Genomic DNA, 17,782 nt, shown 5'->3' with positions numbered 1-17,782 from the left:
TTTTCTTTCACTAAATAAAAGTATTTCAGTATTCTAAAATAATTCTATTTTCCCTATTTTAAGTGAAACAAGATTAATTAATGTTATGTAGCTTATATTCGTACAAATGAACTGGTTAATATTATTTACTTTGCTCTATTTCGAAAAACTGGGAAAATAAACGTATTTAAAGGAAATATAGAGCCTAGACTATCAAGAGGTTAATGTACTATAAGTAAAAATGAGTGAAAAAAAACTTAAACAAAAGTAGAATAGAAAATAGAATACCCTTTAAGAATGGGTAATTGAACATACGTGAAAGTGGGCGAAGAGATGAACGCATATGATGAATATATGAAGCAAGTAGTTAAACCAATGAGAAGTGAGCTGACGAATGCAGGTTTTAAAGAGCTGACTACACCTGATCAAGTGCATGAGCATATGAAAGAAGAAGGTGTATCATTAATAGTGATTAACTCGGTATGTGGCTGTGCAGCGGGTCTCGCAAGACCTGCTGTTACTGAAGCAATTGGTGAATTACCAAAGAAACCAGATCACCTTGTTACTGTTTTTGCAGGACAAGATCAAGAGGCGACTGCTACTATGAGAGATTATTTTAGTGAAGTCCCACCAAGTTCACCTTCCATTGCTATATGGAAGGATGGAGAATTAGCTTATTTTATCCCTAGAGAGCAAATTGAAAGTAACTCTATGGAAACAATCAAAGACCACCTGACAGGTGTTCTCACTGACATAATTGCTTAAATGAAAACAGTTATAACGACTGCTGGAAGAACGAATCCCGAATATACTCGGGTAGCAAAAGATATAGCTGCTGATTTATGTATAAAATTCATTGACCGAAATAAAAAGTCAGTGGAAAAAATACAAAACGAGCAGTTAGCCGATGTTTTAGTAGTTGGGAAGGAAAGGCTGGAGTTTTTTGCATATGGTTCGACCACTCCTTTTTTCTTTCACCCAAATTCTGCAGCCTTTCGTTTAAAAAGACTGTTAAAAGCGGGGAAAGACCCTTTTCTTGAAGCAACAGGCTTAAAGTTGGGGGAAAGGTTTTTAGATACTACAGCTGGTCTATGTTCTGATAGCTTAATTGCTGCTTACACAGTAGGAGATCCTGGAAAAGTAGTTGCACTAGAGAAGGAAAAGATGATTGCATATATTATTAATCGAGGATTAAAAAGCTATGAAACGGATTTTAGTGAATTAGAAAATTCGATGCGAAGAATTCAAGTGATTCATCAAGATGCTGTAGACTTTTTAAAAACGGTAAAGGATAACTCATTTGATGTTGTGTATATGGATCCGATGTTTGAAGAGGAAATAGCCGAGTCTAATAATTTTCAAGCCCTTAGAGAAATAGGGGCTATTGGAACTCTTTATACAGAGTGGGTCGAGCAAGCGAAGCGAGTTGCCAAGAAGCGAGTGGTTTTAAAGGCGCATTTCCGCTCTCCTATGTTTGAGGATTTTGGTTTTACCCGACTGACAAGATTAAGTTCCAAATTTCATTACGGAATAATTGAAGTATAAAACAAAGAGGGAAGTGACTATACAAGTCGCTTCCCTCTTTGTTTTAGAATAATGAACTAATTTACTTTTAAATCAGTGCGTGAAGTTTAAAGAAGTTAAATAACCTAATAAAAATAAAAATCCGATTCCAATGATAATATCTGTGCTCATAAGAATTTCCTCCTTAGTTTAAAAAACTACTGATTGTTTACCCTTTTTATTGTACAATGAATACTAGGAAGATGAAACCTTTTGTTCTCGATTTCGTATATGTTTATAATATTGCTTTTACTAAATTGTACATAATTGAAGGTGATTAAACATGAAAAAATGGTTCCAAAAATCGATTATTATTACTGTGGCATTTCTAACCTTTGGACTGATCTCACCTAACCATGTTATTTGGGAGCAACTGTTAGAGAGCAAAGTGCCGATGAAGTCGGTCTCTGCAGAGAAGCATACGGTAGAGTATGACCAGGTTAGTCTTAAAGAATCCATTGATTATAGTGAAAAGATTACTTTGGCCGCTAAAGAACAAGCTTACATTAAGTTTGGTGCTAGAATAGGCCCTGTTATTCAAAATGAGTTTGATGAAGTTATTTTTCCTAGAATTCAACAGGCAATTAATACAACATTAGTTTCTGTTGACGATCAAAAAGCAGCTAATCTAGCTATAACAGAACAGCCTTCTGGAGAATATTACGAAAAAATATTCCATATTTTTGATGAAACTACAAAAAAAGATTTGATGCGTTTTCATGTTAGAACAGATAAAAAACCGCTAGATGGTTACTACTTCAATTTTCATTATCACCTAGCAGAGGATAAATATTCAAAGCATTATGCTTTAGGTGAAATTTATTGGTCTAAGAACACCCCACCTAAATGGCTCTCCTAGATGAGAGCTTTTTTGCTATAAAAGGAAAGGAGTAAGGAAATGCAACAATACTTAGATTTATGTAAGCACATTATAGAACATGGGATTGAAAAAGGGGATCGAACAGGAACGGGAACAAAAAGTGTTTTTGGTTATCAAATGCGTTTTGATCTTTCAAAAGGATTTCCTCTTATGACTACAAAAAAAACTGCTTTTCGCTTGATAGTAAGTGAATTATTATGGTTTTTAAAGGGAGATACCAACGTTAAAACCTTAATTAAGGCCAATAACCATATTTGGGATGAGTGGGCATTTGAAAAGTGGGTAAATAGTGATGCTTACAATGGTCCAGATATGACAAACTTTGGTGTTCGAGCTTCGAAGGATCCTGAATTTAAGGCTTTAGTGGATCAACAAATGAAGGTTTTCTGTGACAACATTCTATCTGATGAGAGTTTCGCAGAAGAATTTGGAGACCTTGGTCCGGTGTATGGTAGACAATGGCGCTCATGGCCTGGTAAAAACGGTGAAACGATTGATCAGCTTGCAAATTTGATAGATGGATTACAAAAGAACCCTGATTCCAGACGACATATCATTACTGCTTGGAATCCATCTGAGGTCGATGATATGGCATTGCCACCCTGTCACACATTTATGCAATTCTATGTAGCGAACGGAAAATTGTCCTGTCAACTCTATCAGCGAAGTGCTGATGTTTTTTTAGGAGTTCCTTTTAATATAGCTTCCTATGCTTTACTTGTTCATTTAATAGCAAAAGAATGTAAGTTAGAAGTTGGAGATTTCGTGCATACTTTAGGTGATGCTCATATTTATTCGAATCACTTTGAACAGGTTGAAACGCAACTATCACGAACACCACGTGCTTTGCCGACATTAGTCTTAAATGAAGAAAAAGCTTCCATCTTTGATTTTGAAATCGAAGACATTTCTATAGAAGGCTATGATCCGCATCCAAAAATCAAAGCACCAATTGCTGTATAAAGGAGAGAATAATGATGATATCACTAATCGTAGCACATGATCCTAACCGAGTAATTGGCTATAACAAAGACTTGCCTTGGCATATACCTGGTGATTTAGCATATTTCAAAGAGAAAACAATGAGTAAGGCAATGGTTATGGGACGGAATACATATGAATCGATTGGGAAAGTATTGCCAGGTAGAAAAAGTATAATTGTTACTAGAAACCCTTCCTATAAAGTCGAGGGAGCAGAGGTAGTAAACAATTTAGTGGATGCAATTGAAATGGCGAAGAGTCACCACGATGAGGTTATGGTAATTGGTGGAGAGCAGATTTTTAGAGCAATCTTACCAAAGGCGGACAGACTATATATCACCTTCATCCAACAAACATTCAAAGGCGATACTTACTTCCCACCATATAGCTCCGATGAATGGGTGCTTACTGAAAAGTCTGAAGAAATGAAGACATCTGACGGAATAACTTACGTATATTTGGTTTACGATAGAAAGGTTAGTGAATAAGTTGTTTTCTTCTTTAAGAACTTTTGGGTTTTTGTTTGGCTATTTACCAATAAGCATTCCAAAACTAAACAAAATTAAGTCTAAAAAAGGGTTACTATCAGTAGAGCAATATGACTTGCTTGTCCACGAAGTACCACAAAAATGGGCCAGTGGTGTTCTTAAAAGAACAAAAAGCGAATTCACTGTAGAAGGATTGGAAAACCTCCCAGAGGGCCCGGTTTTATTCGTAAGCAATCATGAAGGAAACTTTGATATTCCTACTCTTTTAACACACATACCAAAACCTTTTGGCTTTATTTCTAAAATAGAGATAAAAAAGGTCCCACTAGTAGCTAAATGGATGGAAGAAATGAATTGTGTGTTTTTAGACCGGACAAACCGAAAAAGTAGTTATCGATCAATTCAGGATACAGTAACACATTTACAAAACGGTCATTCTATTTTAATGTTTCCGGAGGGAACTAGAAGTAAGGGACAGGGGATAGGAGCCTTCAAATCGGGATTTGTCCGTATTGCTAAAGACGCAGATGTTCCTATTGTTCCTATCGCGATTCATGGAACCTCTAATATTATGGAGAAAAATAATAATAAAATTAGTCCAGCACATGTTCAAATTAGTATCCTTCCTTCATATAGTAAAGAAACGATTCAAGTAAGTAATTCAGAACAAATAAAAGAAGACTTACATATAATTATTGCAAATAAGATTAATGAGCTTCAAATCAGGCATAAATAGTTTACAGATTAACATCTTTCTTCTTATAATATACTTAGGAAGGAAGGGATATACAGTGCCAAAGGTTCATATAGTTACAGACTCTACAGCTGATTTAACTAAAGAGATAATTGAAAAGTATAATATACATGTAGTACCTTTGACGATTCAGATTGATGGGGAGTCATATATTGATGGGGTTAATATTCAACCAGAGGAATTTTTAGAAAAGATGAGTACTTCTAAAGAACTTCCTAAGTCCTCCCAGCCTGCAGTAGGGGTGTTCAAAGAGCTATACGATAGACTTGGTAAGAATGGAGATCAAGTTATCTCAATACATATGACCGGTGGTATGAGTGGTACTGTCAAATCTGCTCAAACAGCTGCTGACCTGACAGATTCTGATGTGACTGTTATTGACTCCAAGTTTATCTCCTTTGCTTTATATTTCCAGGTGGAAGAAGCTGCTAAAATGGCTGTTAATGGAGCTACAAAAGATGCAATTGTTGAGAAGGTATTAGACATATGCTCTAAAACAGATCTATATGTAGTAGTAGATACTTTGGATAATTTAGTTAAAGGTGGACGTATTGGGAAGGGAAAAGCAATGATTGGATCTTTACTTTCTATTAAACCCATTGCGAGCCTTGCGAATGGAGTTTATACTCCTGTGGCAAAAGCTAGAAGTCATAAGCAAGTAGTCAACTATTTGTTTAAACAGTTTATGGAAGACACTAAAGGAAAAGTTGTAAAAGCGGTAGGTATTTCGCATGCTAATGGATTGTCTATGGCTACACCCTTAATGGAATTAATAAAAGACTCGGGTTTCAAAGATATTCAAGTGTCCTTTACTTCCCCGGTGATTAGTACGCATACTGGTCCAGGTGCCATTGGATTTATGTATATGACAGAATAATGCCAAAGCAGGGAAGATCAAATTTTCCCTGCTTTTATTTATAGTTTTACATCATCTTGTATATAAATGGAGTTAAATAAAGGGGTTAGATATGAAATATAAATTTTTAATTATTCTTGTTTGTATTTCTTTATTAGCTAGCTGTGCGCCAGAAAAAATAGAAGAAGTTAGCTTTCCGATAAAGGAAACGGTCTTATTTGAAGAATATATTATTCCGCCTGAATTTTTCCCGAGAACATTAGAACTTGTAGGTCTTGGAGATTCTCTTACTCAAGGGGTAGGAGATGAACTAAAGAAGAATGGGTACGTTGGAAGATTAAAAAATCAAATCTTAGAATACAAGGGAATAGAAGATGTCGTGTTAACCAATACTGCTAAAAGAGGAAGACGAAGTGACCAACTTCTAAAGTTGTTAAAAAATGGAGAAATCGATCATCAACTTCGTAAAGCAGACTTAATCACTATTACCATTGGTGGAAATGATGTCATGAAGGTATTTAGAAAAGATCTCTTTAACCTTCAGATTGAGGCATTTCAAAAGGAATTACAGCGTTTTGAGCGAAATTATGATGAAATATTAGAGCAAATTCGAGAGGTTAATAGTAGTGCTCCAATAATAATGATTGGAATTTATAACCCTATTACCATAGTTACAGATGAAACGAGCGAAGTAGATCAAATCATAACAGACTGGAACGACACTATAGAATCGCTATCCTATAGTAATACAAATGCTTGTTACGCACCTATTGATACTTTGTTTGATTCTAATGCAAACTTAGTCTATCATACCGATTTTTTTCATCCGAACAGCAAGGGATATGAGCTGATAGTAGATAACGTAGTAAATTCTTTAGAAAATTGTGGTTTGATAGATGAGCAAAGTAGGGAATTGTTCTTTTGAGGAGCTGGTTTAGATGAATAAGTGGATGATTGCCTTTTTTTTATTATTATTAATCATTGCAGGGAGTATAGGAACCCTTTTGTACTGGATTACATCTCCAACGGAAAATGTTGACGTTGAAAGTATTACTACACCTGACCCTTCCGGACATGTATTAACTGTAAATGTCTCTAAGGAAGATTTTCAGGGAATAGCAAATACTTTTATAGCTACAGCGATGGATGATAAACCTATTCCCCTTCAATTGAGTGTAGAGGAGCAAATTATTTTAAGCTCTGAGTTAACCATTTTCTCATTAACTCTTCCAGTAAAGATGTATTTTGAACCTTTTGTCGAAGAGAATGGGAATATTCGTTTGGAGCAATCGTCGGTTGAAGTCGGACAGCTTCAATTACCACCCGATACTGTGTTAAAGTTATTACGAGATTCAATAGACCTCCCTCGCTGGATGGTAGTGAAGCCTGATGAAGAAGAAGTTTTAATTCAGTTGGCTAGTATTCCTATGGCGTCTGGTGTAAATGTTCGAGCGAAGGAATTGAATCTTCAAGAAGACAAAATTGTTTTAGAAATTATAGTTCCATCGAAATGAGGGATATAAAATGGAAAAAGCAACATTTGCAGGTGGCTGTTTTTGGTGTATGGTAAAACCGTTTGATTCTTATGACGGCATTGAAAAAGTTGTTTCCGGTTATACGGGTGGTAATTTACCTAACCCTACTTATGAACAAGTGTGTTCAAATGCTACCGGACACTTTGAGGCAGTTCAAATTACGTATGATCCGGAAAAATTTTCTTACGATCAACTACTGGATATATTTTGGCTGAACATCGATCCAACAGATGAAGAAGGGCAATTTTTCGACAAGGGATCTTCCTATCAAACAGCTATTTTTTATCATAATGAAGAGCAGCAAGAAAAAGCAGAACAATCTAAGGCTTCTTTAAATGCCTCTGGACGATTTCCGAAAAAAATAGCTACTAAAATTTTGCCTGCATCTGAGTTTTATGAAGCAGAGGAATATCATCAAGACTATTATAAAAAGAATCCAAGTCATTATAATAGATATTTTGTTGGTTCAGGTAGAGCAAACTTCGTTGAAAACAATAGGAGGTTACAAAATGAAGGATAAATTAACTGAAATGCAGTATTATGTGACTCAGCAAAATGGAACAGAACCACCCTTTCAAGGAGAATACGATAAGCATTTTGATGAAGGAATTTATGTAGATGTTGTTTCAGGCAAACCATTATTCCATTCCAAGGACAAATATGATGCTGGTTGTGGCTGGCCAAGCTTTACTAGACCAATCGAGAGCCACGAGGTAACTGAGCATTTTGATGATTCTCATGGTATGAGAAGAGTAGAAGTGAGAAGTAAAACAGCAAACTCACATCTTGGTCACGTATTCCCTGATGGTCCAAAAGAAGAAACAGGCTTACGCTACTGTATTAATTCAGCTGCTATGCGTTTTGTTCCCAAGGACAAGCTAGAGGAAGAAGGCTATGGAGAATACTTAAAACTATTCTAATGTAAAAAAACATGGATTCATATCCATGCTTCAGACTGTAGACAAACTCCAAAAATTTTGGAGTTTGCCTACAGTCTTTTTTCTTTTAAAATAGAAGTAACGCGAGGAAGAATTGATTTCCGCTACGAACGGACGCTTTCCGCGGGCACGGCCTCAGCCGCTTCCCTCGCTGCGCTCAGTCCAGGGTCTTCAGCTCGCGCTGTTCCCGCTGCAGTCGCCGTTCTTCGCTCCAATCAACGGGACCTTCTAAAAAATGAATGAGGTGATGGATATGATGACGAAAAATTAAACCAATGAACGCGAACAATTAGAAATCTTGACTATTGAACAGTTGGTACCACAAGACCACCTTGTTCGTAAGTTAGATGAGGCAATTGATTTTTCCTTTATCTATCCATTGGTTGAAAACCTTTATTCGACAATAGGGAGACCTAGTATCGACCCAGTGGTACTTATCAAGACTACTTTTATCCAATATACCTTTGGTATACGGTCCATGCGCCAAACCATTAAAGAGATTGAAACCAACATGGCATACCGATGGTTTCTAGGCTTTGGTTTCCATACCGAGGTTCCCCATTTCTCAACTTTCGGGAAAAACTATGTCCGTTGTTTTGCAGACACAGATCTATTCGAGCAGATTTTCTACAGAGTATTAAAGGAGGTCGCAGATCGTGGGCTCCTAAGCCCGGATCATGTCTTTATTGATTCGACCCATGTGAAAGCTAGTGCGAATAAGAGAAAGTTTGAGAAGAAGGTTGTTCGTAAAGAGATGCGGGCTTATGAAAAGAGGCTCCAGGAGGAGCTCAACCTCGACCGGGAAAAGCATGGGAAGAAACCATTCCCACCTGAAAAGTTTGAAAAGGAAGAGTACAAGGAGATTAAGGAATCGACAACAGATCCTGAAAGTGGTTACTACGTAAAAGATGAACGGACAAAGCAGTTCGCCTATTCTTTTCATGCTGCAACAGACGAGAAGGGTTTTGTGCTTGCAAACATTGTCACACCTGGAAATATTCACGACAGCCATATCCATGCTTTTTATGTAATTGTAAGGGGTAGAGAGTGTAATAAGAAAGGGGGGGATTGCGGAGATACGCATAATTATTGGGCTAATGGACCCATACCTTGTAGGGGGGGTCCTTAAACAAAGTGTAGAGCCTCACAAAGTGATTTATAGTTTTTTACATATAAAAAGCTAGCACTATATTTTTCAGTGCTAGCTAAGACGGTTATATGCCTTACAAATTATAACTTGAATTCGTTTACTACTTTTCTAAGCTCGTCCGCTTGGTGTGATAATTCAACAGCGGAAGCATTGATTTCTTGCATGGCAGCACTACCTTGTTCAGCGGCGGCAGCAGAGTTTTCAGTGTTTGACGCAGTGTTCTCTGCTATATGAGTCACTTCTATAAAGGAAGCAGCTACTTCCTGGCTAAATTCCAGTGTTTTTTCTATCTGATTTACCATTTTATTAATAATACTAATCGTTTCGTCTGTTTGTTTCATAATTTGTTCAAGGGAAGTGCTTGTTTCATTCGCTACTTCAACGCCTTTTATAACATTTTCGACCCCTTCGTGATTTTGTTTAACAATAGAGGTTACCTCCGTTTGAATGGAGGTTACAATTCCTGTTACCTCTTTTGCTGCTTTTTGAGATTGCTCTGCTAGTTTCCTTACTTCATCTGCTACTACTGCAAAACCTCGTCCGTGTTCTCCGGCACGTGCAGCCTCAATTGCCGCATTTAGAGCCAGTAGGTTAGTTTGCTCTGCAATTGCAGTGATGGTTTTAATAATAGAAGTTATCTCATACGATTTAGTTCCTAAAGATTGAACAGTCTGAGAGGTATTAGCCATCGTTTCTTCAATATTTAACATAACATTTGAAGAATGTTGAACAGACAATGCTCCTTGTTTGGCAGCAGCAGTCATGTGATCAGTCGCTACTTTTACAGCTTGTGCATCCTCATTCAAATATCTTGTTGCTTCCTCTAGTGAATTCATTTTTTGAATAGCTAAGGTCATGCTTTTCATAGTCTGCTCACTACCAGCTGCTATTTCGTTAGTAGAATCCGCTATTGACTGAATTGTAATAGCAGTGTCGTCCGAAGAGGCCATCAATTCCTGACCGCTAGCTGATACATTTTCGGTTAAATGGCTTACACGTCTAACTAAATCAGCAATAGAAGCGATTAAAACATTTGTATTGGAAGCAATTTCAGCAAATTCGTCTTTACTTCTCACCTTTACTCTTCTTGTTAAATCACCGCCAGCTTGAGCGATTTCTAAAATCGAACGGTTAATAGAGTAAGTGCTTCTTTTAATAGAATTAAATAGTACAATTCCAAATACTAATGTTAATAATACAGAGAAAATCGTTAAGCCTATAAATATGTTCAAAGCGTTTTGATTTTCGCTCTTTAAGAGTGCAATTTGCTTAGCGTTCTTTTTAGCTAACACTTCGTTCATCGCTTCGATTTGGACATCTACATGGCTCATGGCTGCGCGTCCACTTCCTGCATTTACAAGCTTTTGAGCAGCCTCAAATCCTTTTTGGTCTCTTAGGCTTAATGCACGTTCAGAATATTGAAGGTATGTATTAAAATGCTCATTAATCGCCGTTACTTTTTTGAGCTCATCAGAACGATTTTTAAAAATAGTCTGCAATTCTTTAAAGCGAGTAACGATTGCATCTTTATAACTTCTATAACTTGACATATAATTTGATTTACCTGTAATGATATAGCTTTGCTCTGCATTTGAAAGTTTAGCAATATCAGCAGATATTTGATTGACCATTAACTGCTCTTTTATGTCCACGTTTATAAAGTTTTCTAGTTCCTTCTGAGATGATTGCATGTTGGCCGAAGTAAGGACTAGCATGGAAAATAGAATTATAATAAGGACGGAAAAAATGATGAGTACTCTGCCACGTATGGAATTTAACAAATTGGTATTTTGAAAGCTTTTGTTTGCATTCCTTTTAAAAAGGGAAAATGAACGACTACTAAGGGATTTGCGCTGTTTCTTTGGTTTAGGTACTTTGGGCGTACTAGGTATTTTGTTTCTTTTCGATTTAAATCCATATTTCAATTGAGCCATTCCTTTCTAATGTTTTATCATCATAATTTTTAGTTTAATTGTTTTAGACTGAATTATCTACAAAATTTTAAATTAATATACTACTTCAGGACTAAAGGAGGAAAAATAATATGAATCAATCGTTTTATTTATTTGCATTAAAATTCCGGGGAGGTCAAAAGACCGATGCCAAAGCTCTATTTGCGGAACAAATGTTTTTACAGCATGATTTTCCAAAAGCAGAAACATCTTTTCAGCCACTTTCCGAGTATATTGAGGAGCTCGCGCATCCAGAGATGCCAGCAATAGTTTTTGATGAAATATGGGAGTTATACGAAGACAATACCCTCTAGGCTTCTACATTGCATTTTATAGTAAAAAAAGGTATCATAAACACGATAAGTTTTAGAAATGAGGTTATATTAATGAGTATTCATATTAATGCAAAAAAAGGTGAAATAGCTGACACGATTTTACTACCAGGAGATCCACTTCGTGCAAAATATATTGCTGAAACTTTCTTAGAGGATGTTGTGCAATATAATGAAGTGCGTAATATGTTTGGTTACACAGGTACATATAAAGGGAAAAGAGTTTCTGTACAAGGAACAGGAATGGGAGTACCATCCATTTCTATATATACAACTGAATTAATGGCTGAATATGATGTACAAAAATTAATCCGTGTTGGAACTTGTGGAGCTATCCAAAAAGATGTAAAAGTACGTGACGTAATTCTTGCTCAATCAGCATCTTCTGATTCTTCTATGAATAAAGTACTTTTAGATGATATTAGCTTTGCTCCTACTGCTGATTTCAATTTATTATACAATGCATATAATGCAGGTAAAGAAGCAGGACTAAACCTACGTGTAGGTAATGTATTTACAGCTGATTTATTCTATAATGAAAATGCTCAAAATGAAAAATGGGCAAGCTACGGTGTACTTGCAGTTGAAATGGAAGCTGCTGCATTATATACACTAGCTGCTAAATACGGAAGACAAGCTCTAGCCGTATTGACTGTTAGTGATCACATTATTACTGGAGAAGTTACTTCTTCAGAAGAAAGACAAACAACATTCAATGACATGATCGTAGTGGCATTAGAAGCAGCATTAAAATAAGGATGTAATTTTAAAAAAACAGACTGTCATTTTTGGCAGTCTATTTTTTGAAAAACGAATTGTGTGAAAAGGGTGAAGATTTTGGACGAACAAGAGCAACGAACAAACGAAGAACAGGAACAATCATCGCCTGAATCTTCTAAATATGTAAAGATTAAACCTTTGATGCTTTGGCTAATGATTTTTGGTCTCATGATAATCACGGCTGGCGTTACATCACTTCTATTTATGTTTGGAAAAGAGGATGAAGCTAGTGAAATAAAAGGGCAAGAATCACAGGTGCAATATGTAGGTGAACGAAAAGAATTCACTAAGTTATATATGGCTTATGACAAATTAAAAAAAGATTACTATAAGGATATTGATGAGGATACAGTGATTAATGGTGCCATCAATGGCATGGTCGATGCACTGGAAGATCCTTATTCTGAATACATGGATACAGAAGAGGCATCTATGTTTGAAGACAGTGTTCATTCGAGCTTCCAAGGAATTGGAGCGGAGATACAGGAGCAAGATGGTATCATTACGGTTATTTCTCCTATTAAAAATTCTCCAGCCGAAAAGTCTGGGTTGTTACCTAATGATAAGGTTTTAAAAGTAGATGGGAAAGACATTAAAGGCTACAGTGTTTCGGAAGCTGTTTTATTAATTCGCGGTAAAAAAGGCACTGAAGTTACATTAACGATTCAACGTGGTGAAGGTGCATTAATTGAAACGACAATAGTTCGAGATGATATCCCTATAGAAACAGTTTATCCTGAGATGTTAAGTGACAAAGTAGGTCATATTATGATTTCTAGCTTTTCTGACGATACGTATGATGAGTTAGTTACTGCGATCGATGATCTGAAAAAAGAAGGCATGGAGTCATTAGTTCTGGATGTAAGACAAAATCCAGGTGGCCTGCTAGATTCGGCAGTTGATATTTCAAACCTTTTTGTTGAAGAAGGCAAGAATATTGTACAAATTGAAACAAAAGATGAGAAAAACAAACTTGTAAAAGAGGCGATTGTTGCATCACCTGGTCTCCGAGTGGATCTTCCTGTTACAGTGTTGATCGACGAAGGGAGTGCATCTGCATCTGAGATACTTGCAGGAGCATTAAGCGAATCAGCAAATATGCCTATTGTTGGTGTAAATTCGTTTGGTAAAGGAACTGTACAGTCTCTTAACAATTTACCTGATGGCTCTAATATTAAAATAACAACAGCAAAATGGTTAACGCCAAAAGGTAACTGGATACATGATAAAGGTATTGCACCAGATTACGAAGTACAATATCCTTCTTATGCGATGTTATCTCCTTTAAATACTTCTGAAGTTTTAAAGACAGGTATGACATCAGATGCTGTTAAAAATGCTAAGGAAATGTTAAAAGCAGTTGGATACGATCCAGGTACTATTAATACCAGCTTTGACGAGACTATGGTTTCTGCGGTGAAAAAATTCCAAGCTGACAACAAACTGGATGCTACAGGTGAGCTTACCGGTGATTCTGCTAATACATTGATGAATAAGCTTCGTGAAAAATTACTAAACGAAGATCCTCAATTATTAAAGGCAGAAGAGATAGCAAAGGATTTAATTAAAAAATAAGTAATAGCATAATCTATTTCTTAAAAGAGCTGACCTGCAATGGTCAGCTCTTTATTCGAGAGAAGAAGTTTTGACGTTGCCGAGTCGACGATGAATTTCTATAGGAAATACATAGGAAGAGGTGTGGATGTTGAAAGATGTATATTTATTGAGTGGATTTTTAGGTAGCGGGAAAACATCCTTGTTAACCAATTTAATCTCACAATTCAAAAATGAAGGTATTAAACCAGCAGTAATTATGAATGAGTTAGGTAAATTGGCTTTTGATAGTAGGGCAGTAGAGGAAGGCATCCCTCTTAAAGAAATGCTAGAAGGATGCATATGCTGTACAGGATCTGAGAAGATGGAAGCACAGCTTCAAATGTTGTTGGCTGGGGAAGATTTTGATGTGTTATTAATAGAGACGACTGGAGCTGCACACCCTGTTGAAGCATTAGATGCTGTGTTCTCACCGATATTTGCAAATCAGTTAAATATAAAAGGTATTATTACTGTTGCCGACTGCAAAAGATGGTTAGAACGAGACAAGCTGTCACCCCGAACACGGATGCTCTTCCTTGAGCAAATCAAACATGCACATTTAATAGTTGCCAATAAAGTAGATTTACTAACTGATGACGAGATTGCGACTGTCTCTATGGAACTCCAAGGTATTAATGGTGATGCACCAATTATTCAAGCCTCCAACAGTAAAATTTCTATAAAAGCACTTGCTAACTTGGAAGCTACCTTTCATGAAAAAGAAGTTAAAGAAGCGGCAATAGGCAAGCAACTTTCCTTGTCTTCAAGGCTTCATACCTTTAACGGACCAATAGATCAAGAAGCCTTCGAGGATTGGGTTAGAGGTCTTCCTGACTCCGTCTATCGGATGAAGGGTTATGTTCCACTAAAGGGACACAAATATCCTTATTTATTTCAATATGCTTATGGAATGATCCAATGGCTCCCTGAATACATGAAAATGGAGCCCCAACTTGTAATTATCGGAGAGCAAATAAATAAGCTTGAGATTATAGGGGATTCGGTTAATGATTGATGCTTTTAAATTGCTATATAAAAATCGCGCAACGAATGATATTACCGAAGAAGAAGTACGTAATGTCATTAAATCGGAGCTGTTGGATGAATATACACACCCCAGGGTGAGACAGAGCTGTGAAAAAAAATATCAAATGATTGCCTCACGTGTGAAAAATAGTAAACTATCCATAACACAGCAGGAAAAAATTCTGGGAGTGATTGACGAGGAATATATGAAATTGTCAAGAGCTTTAGAAAACTAATATTTTTATGTATTGGTTTATCCTACCATACCAAAGGAACGGAATCCTTTCTCCCGTCCATCTTTTAATACTCGAATGGACGAGATGGAAGATATTATATAATTTTTTCTTTTGATTTTGTGTATAAAATGAGAGAGCACAAAAGAAGGAGGAAATGAAAATGAACAAAAAGATTTTAGCAGGTATGCTAGCAGGAGGATTATTACTTACTGCTACAACAGCATCAGCAGAAACAGCTGGCAATTCAAAAACTACTTCTGAGGCAAAAACATCCATCGAATGGAAGTCTCTAAAGATTAACTCTCAAAAATTGTCTTTAAGTGAGACAGAAATAAACAAAATGCTTCAAAAGTTTAATATAAATAAAGAGTTAATCGTTGCTAACCTAGCAAATACTATTAAAACAGAGGCTGCAAAGAAAAATGACGTGGCACAAAATACCCAAAAGGTACAAAAAGAAACAAAAGAGGTTACTAAACCCAACAATCAAATAAAAGAAAAACCAGTCGTTGAAAAAACACAAACTGCAGCAAAAGTAGAAGTAACTAAACCAAATGCTGCTAAAAAAGAAGCTAAAACTGCGAAGGCTCCAGCGGCCCAACCAAAAAAAGAGGTAGCTACAACTTCTCCAACTACTCAGCAAGCTACTAAAAAAACGGAAACAAACAGTAATTCCAATCAAGCTCAAGTATCTTCTGTTATCCAACAGGTGGTAGATCTAACTAATGCCGAGCGTGCAAAGGGAGGCTTAGCACCTCTACAAATCGACTCTGCATTGACTAAGTCAGCACAGCTTAAATCTCAGGACATGAAAGATAATAATTATTTTTCACATACAAGTCCTACATATGGCTCACCTTTTGATCAAATGAAATCTTTAGGGATTAGCTACAAGTCAGCTGCAGAAAATATTGCAATGGGACAACGATCAGCTCAAGAAGTGGTACAAGGCTGGATGAATTCAGCTGGTCACAGAGCGAATATCATGAACGGTAGCTATACACATATTGGAGTAGGATTATCTGATAGTGGCTATTACTGGACACAACAATTTATTAGCAAATAATTAAAAGAGGCTAAGACAGCTCTTCTCAAAACAAAAGCCTCGAACATTTTACCCTGGTAAAATATTTCGAGGCTTTCATTTTATCTATAGTTGATAACCGTTACGGTAATTGCTTTCCATGGGCACTAACGATTAATTACCAGATTGACATATTTTTTAATATTGAAGAAAAAAAGTGAAATCGGAAAAATGGATTTCACTTTTTTCTTGTAGTTGGTTTTGGATTACATCAATATCTAAAATATAACTGTTTAGCTATCCATAGGTTTAAAATTTGTCAAAAATCATTTAATAAAGCTTAGCAAACTTGCGCTGTAAGTATACTAAACGTGTTCCCAGGGTAAGTGCACCGACCGTTAAGCCGGCAATTAAGCCTATCCAGTAGCCAAATGGGCCGTATGCTGTGTAAGTACCTAGTATGTAGCCAATAGGTAAACCTATTATCCAATAAGATATAATCGCCATGATAAACGTAATTGTAACATCCTTATAGCCCCTTAATGCTCCTTGAACTGGTGCTTGAATGGCATCAGATAATTGGAAGAGGGCAGCAAAAAAGAAAAATTGAACGGTTAAGTTAATGACCTCTACATCGTTTGTGTAAATGGCTGCTATAGGTTCTCGCCAAACAAGTAAAATAGTAGCTGACACAAAGCTAAAGGACACAGCTGTCCCGACTCCTAGCCAACTGTAGGATTTTGCATCCTGATAGCGCTTAGCCCCTACTTCTTGACCTACTAAAATAGTAGCTCCCATTGCAATACTTAAGGGAATCATATATAACAACGAAGTAAAATTCATAGCTATTTGGTGAGCTGAAATTACTGCTGTGGAAAATACACTCATCATAATCGTGACTGCAGAAAAAATAGTAGTCTCTGCAAAAATAGATAGTCCTATTGGTAAACCGATCACTGTTAATGTTTTTAACTTGGCCAACGACGGTTTCGTCCATTCTTGGAATATTTGTAGATCAGCAAAAGGTTTATTGTATTTTATGATGAAAATAGTAATAATTAAAATGAGCCAATAAGTTATTGCAGAGGCTAATCCAGCCCCAACACCACCTAAAGCTGGCAATCCAAATTTACCGTAAATCAGCACATAATTTAGTGCAATATTAATTGGTGCAGACAGTAATGTGATGAACATGGAGATGCGGGTCTTGCCTAATGCATCTATAAACGATCGTAGGACACTGTATAGGAATAAAGGAAGTAGTCCGATGCACATCATCCATAAATATTTTTCCGCTATTATGCGTACACTAGTTTCAAGAGGAATTGCTTGAAGGATAGGGTCCAGAAACAAAATAATCCCTATAAAAACTAAAATAGCTAATAGAATAGCAATATATAAACCTTGTTGAACAAAGGTTCTCACATCTTCTTGCTTTTTTGCACCGATTAATTGTGCTACAATTGGCGTAATGCCTAGTAGAATACCAGTCAACCCGGTATATACTGGCACCCATAATGAAGAACCTATAGAAACGCCTGCTAGATGATTGATATTGTATTTACTTGTCATCAAGATATCAAAGAAAGTCATTAAATAGAGTGCGACCTGAGTGATTAAAATTGGTAGTACCATTTGAATCATTATCTTGGTTTTTTCTTGTAAGTTTTTTGTTTCTACCATATGGGCATACATCCTTTAGATAAATAGTT

The 17,782-nt window shown here is 36.4% G+C and carries 19 protein-coding genes and 1 pseudogene; 18 read left to right on the top strand and 2 right to left on the bottom strand.

Features of this window, described 5'->3' with window-relative positions; translation table 11 throughout:
- Positions 1-312: 312 nt before the first annotated feature.
- From HF876_RS11110 to HF876_RS11055, 12 genes and pseudogenes are all read left to right on the top strand, one after another.
- On the top strand, positions 313-744 hold the full coding sequence (locus HF876_RS11110; protein WP_169360123.1) for a BrxA/BrxB family bacilliredoxin: 432 nt from the start codon (positions 313-315) through the stop codon (positions 742-744).
- Positions 745-1,524, top strand: a complete 780-nt coding sequence (locus HF876_RS11105) for a class I SAM-dependent methyltransferase (RefSeq protein WP_169360122.1) — start codon at positions 745-747, stop codon at positions 1,522-1,524.
- A 301-nt stretch (positions 1,525-1,825) separates the two neighbouring features.
- The gene (locus tag HF876_RS11100; RefSeq protein WP_169360121.1) at positions 1,826-2,401 is read left to right on the top strand and encodes a YpjP family protein; all 576 of its coding nucleotides are present in this window, start codon (positions 1,826-1,828) and stop codon (positions 2,399-2,401) included.
- 39 nt (positions 2,402-2,440) lie between these two features.
- Positions 2,441-3,385, top strand: a complete 945-nt coding sequence (locus tag HF876_RS11095; RefSeq protein WP_169360120.1) for a thymidylate synthase — start codon at positions 2,441-2,443, stop codon at positions 3,383-3,385.
- A gap of 14 nt (positions 3,386-3,399) precedes the next feature.
- On the top strand, positions 3,400-3,891 hold the full coding sequence (locus HF876_RS11090) for a dihydrofolate reductase (RefSeq protein ID WP_169360164.1): 492 nt from the start codon (positions 3,400-3,402) through the stop codon (positions 3,889-3,891).
- Complete coding sequence (locus HF876_RS11085; RefSeq protein ID WP_346764069.1) at positions 3,884-4,627, top strand: lysophospholipid acyltransferase family protein; 744 nt, start codon at positions 3,884-3,886, stop codon at positions 4,625-4,627. The genes HF876_RS11090 and HF876_RS11085 overlap by 8 nt, the downstream gene beginning before the upstream one ends.
- Before the next feature lie 55 nt (positions 4,628-4,682).
- Positions 4,683-5,522 (top strand): DegV family protein, encoded by an 840-nt coding sequence (locus tag HF876_RS11080; protein WP_169360119.1) that lies wholly within the window; start codon positions 4,683-4,685, stop codon positions 5,520-5,522.
- A gap of 91 nt (positions 5,523-5,613) precedes the next feature.
- Entirely contained in the window at positions 5,614-6,426 is an 813-nt protein-coding gene (locus HF876_RS11075; protein WP_169360118.1) for a GDSL-type esterase/lipase family protein, read from the top strand.
- Positions 6,427-6,439: 13 nt separating this feature from the next.
- Positions 6,440-7,015, top strand: a complete 576-nt coding sequence (locus HF876_RS11070) for a YpmS family protein (protein ID WP_169360117.1) — start codon at positions 6,440-6,442, stop codon at positions 7,013-7,015.
- A gap of 10 nt (positions 7,016-7,025) precedes the next feature.
- A complete protein-coding gene (gene msrA / locus HF876_RS11065) occupies positions 7,026-7,556 on the top strand; it encodes a peptide-methionine (S)-S-oxide reductase MsrA (protein WP_169360116.1) in 531 nt (176 codons plus the stop codon).
- On the top strand, positions 7,546-7,956 hold the full coding sequence (gene msrB, locus HF876_RS11060) for a peptide-methionine (R)-S-oxide reductase MsrB (RefSeq protein ID WP_169360115.1): 411 nt from the start codon (positions 7,546-7,548) through the stop codon (positions 7,954-7,956). The genes msrA and msrB overlap by 11 nt, the downstream gene beginning before the upstream one ends.
- Before the next feature lie 313 nt (positions 7,957-8,269).
- A pseudogene (locus HF876_RS11055) lies at positions 8,270-8,989 on the top strand (transposase); the annotation flags it as partial.
- A gap of 215 nt (positions 8,990-9,204) precedes the next feature.
- Here HF876_RS11055 and HF876_RS11050 read toward each other — a convergent pair.
- Positions 9,205-11,058, bottom strand: a complete 1,854-nt coding sequence (locus HF876_RS11050; RefSeq protein WP_169360114.1) for a methyl-accepting chemotaxis protein — start codon at positions 11,056-11,058, stop codon at positions 9,205-9,207.
- Positions 11,059-11,168: 110 nt separating this feature from the next.
- On the opposite strand from HF876_RS11050, the gene HF876_RS11045 reads away from it, so the two are divergent.
- The 6 genes from HF876_RS11045 to HF876_RS11020 all read left to right on the top strand — a co-directional run bounded on the left by HF876_RS11045 (position 11,169) and on the right by HF876_RS11020 (position 16,112).
- A complete protein-coding gene (locus HF876_RS11045) occupies positions 11,169-11,390 on the top strand; it encodes a YozE family protein (protein WP_169360113.1) in 222 nt (73 codons plus the stop codon).
- Between the two features lie 72 nt (positions 11,391-11,462).
- On the top strand, positions 11,463-12,164 hold the full coding sequence (deoD, locus tag HF876_RS11040) for a purine-nucleoside phosphorylase (RefSeq protein WP_169360112.1): 702 nt from the start codon (positions 11,463-11,465) through the stop codon (positions 12,162-12,164).
- 81 nt (positions 12,165-12,245) lie between these two features.
- A complete protein-coding gene (locus tag HF876_RS11035; RefSeq protein WP_169360111.1) occupies positions 12,246-13,763 on the top strand; it encodes a S41 family peptidase in 1,518 nt (505 codons plus the stop codon).
- Between the two features lie 130 nt (positions 13,764-13,893).
- A complete protein-coding gene (locus tag HF876_RS11030) occupies positions 13,894-14,799 on the top strand; it encodes a CobW family GTP-binding protein (protein WP_169360162.1) in 906 nt (301 codons plus the stop codon).
- Entirely contained in the window at positions 14,792-15,046 is a 255-nt protein-coding gene (locus HF876_RS11025; protein WP_169360110.1) for a hypothetical protein, read from the top strand. The genes HF876_RS11030 and HF876_RS11025 overlap by 8 nt, the downstream gene beginning before the upstream one ends.
- Before the next feature lie 160 nt (positions 15,047-15,206).
- Positions 15,207-16,112 carry a CAP domain-containing protein gene (locus tag HF876_RS11020; protein WP_240949737.1) on the top strand — a complete coding sequence of 302 codons (906 nt, stop codon included), beginning with the start codon at positions 15,207-15,209 and terminating at the stop codon, positions 16,110-16,112.
- Positions 16,113-16,400: 288 nt separating this feature from the next.
- Here HF876_RS11020 and HF876_RS11015 read toward each other — a convergent pair whose 3' ends face one another.
- Positions 16,401-17,753, bottom strand: a complete 1,353-nt coding sequence (locus tag HF876_RS11015) for an MATE family efflux transporter (RefSeq protein WP_169360109.1) — start codon at positions 17,751-17,753, stop codon at positions 16,401-16,403.
- Between the last annotated feature and the right edge of the window lie 29 nt (positions 17,754-17,782).

The organism is Psychrobacillus sp. BL-248-WT-3 (assembly GCF_012843435.1).
Taxonomy (GTDB): Bacteria; Bacillota; Bacilli; order Bacillales_A; family Planococcaceae; genus Psychrobacillus.
The sequence above is the reverse complement of the archived record's forward strand: the minus strand, read 5'-3'. Positions and strand labels throughout refer to the sequence as shown.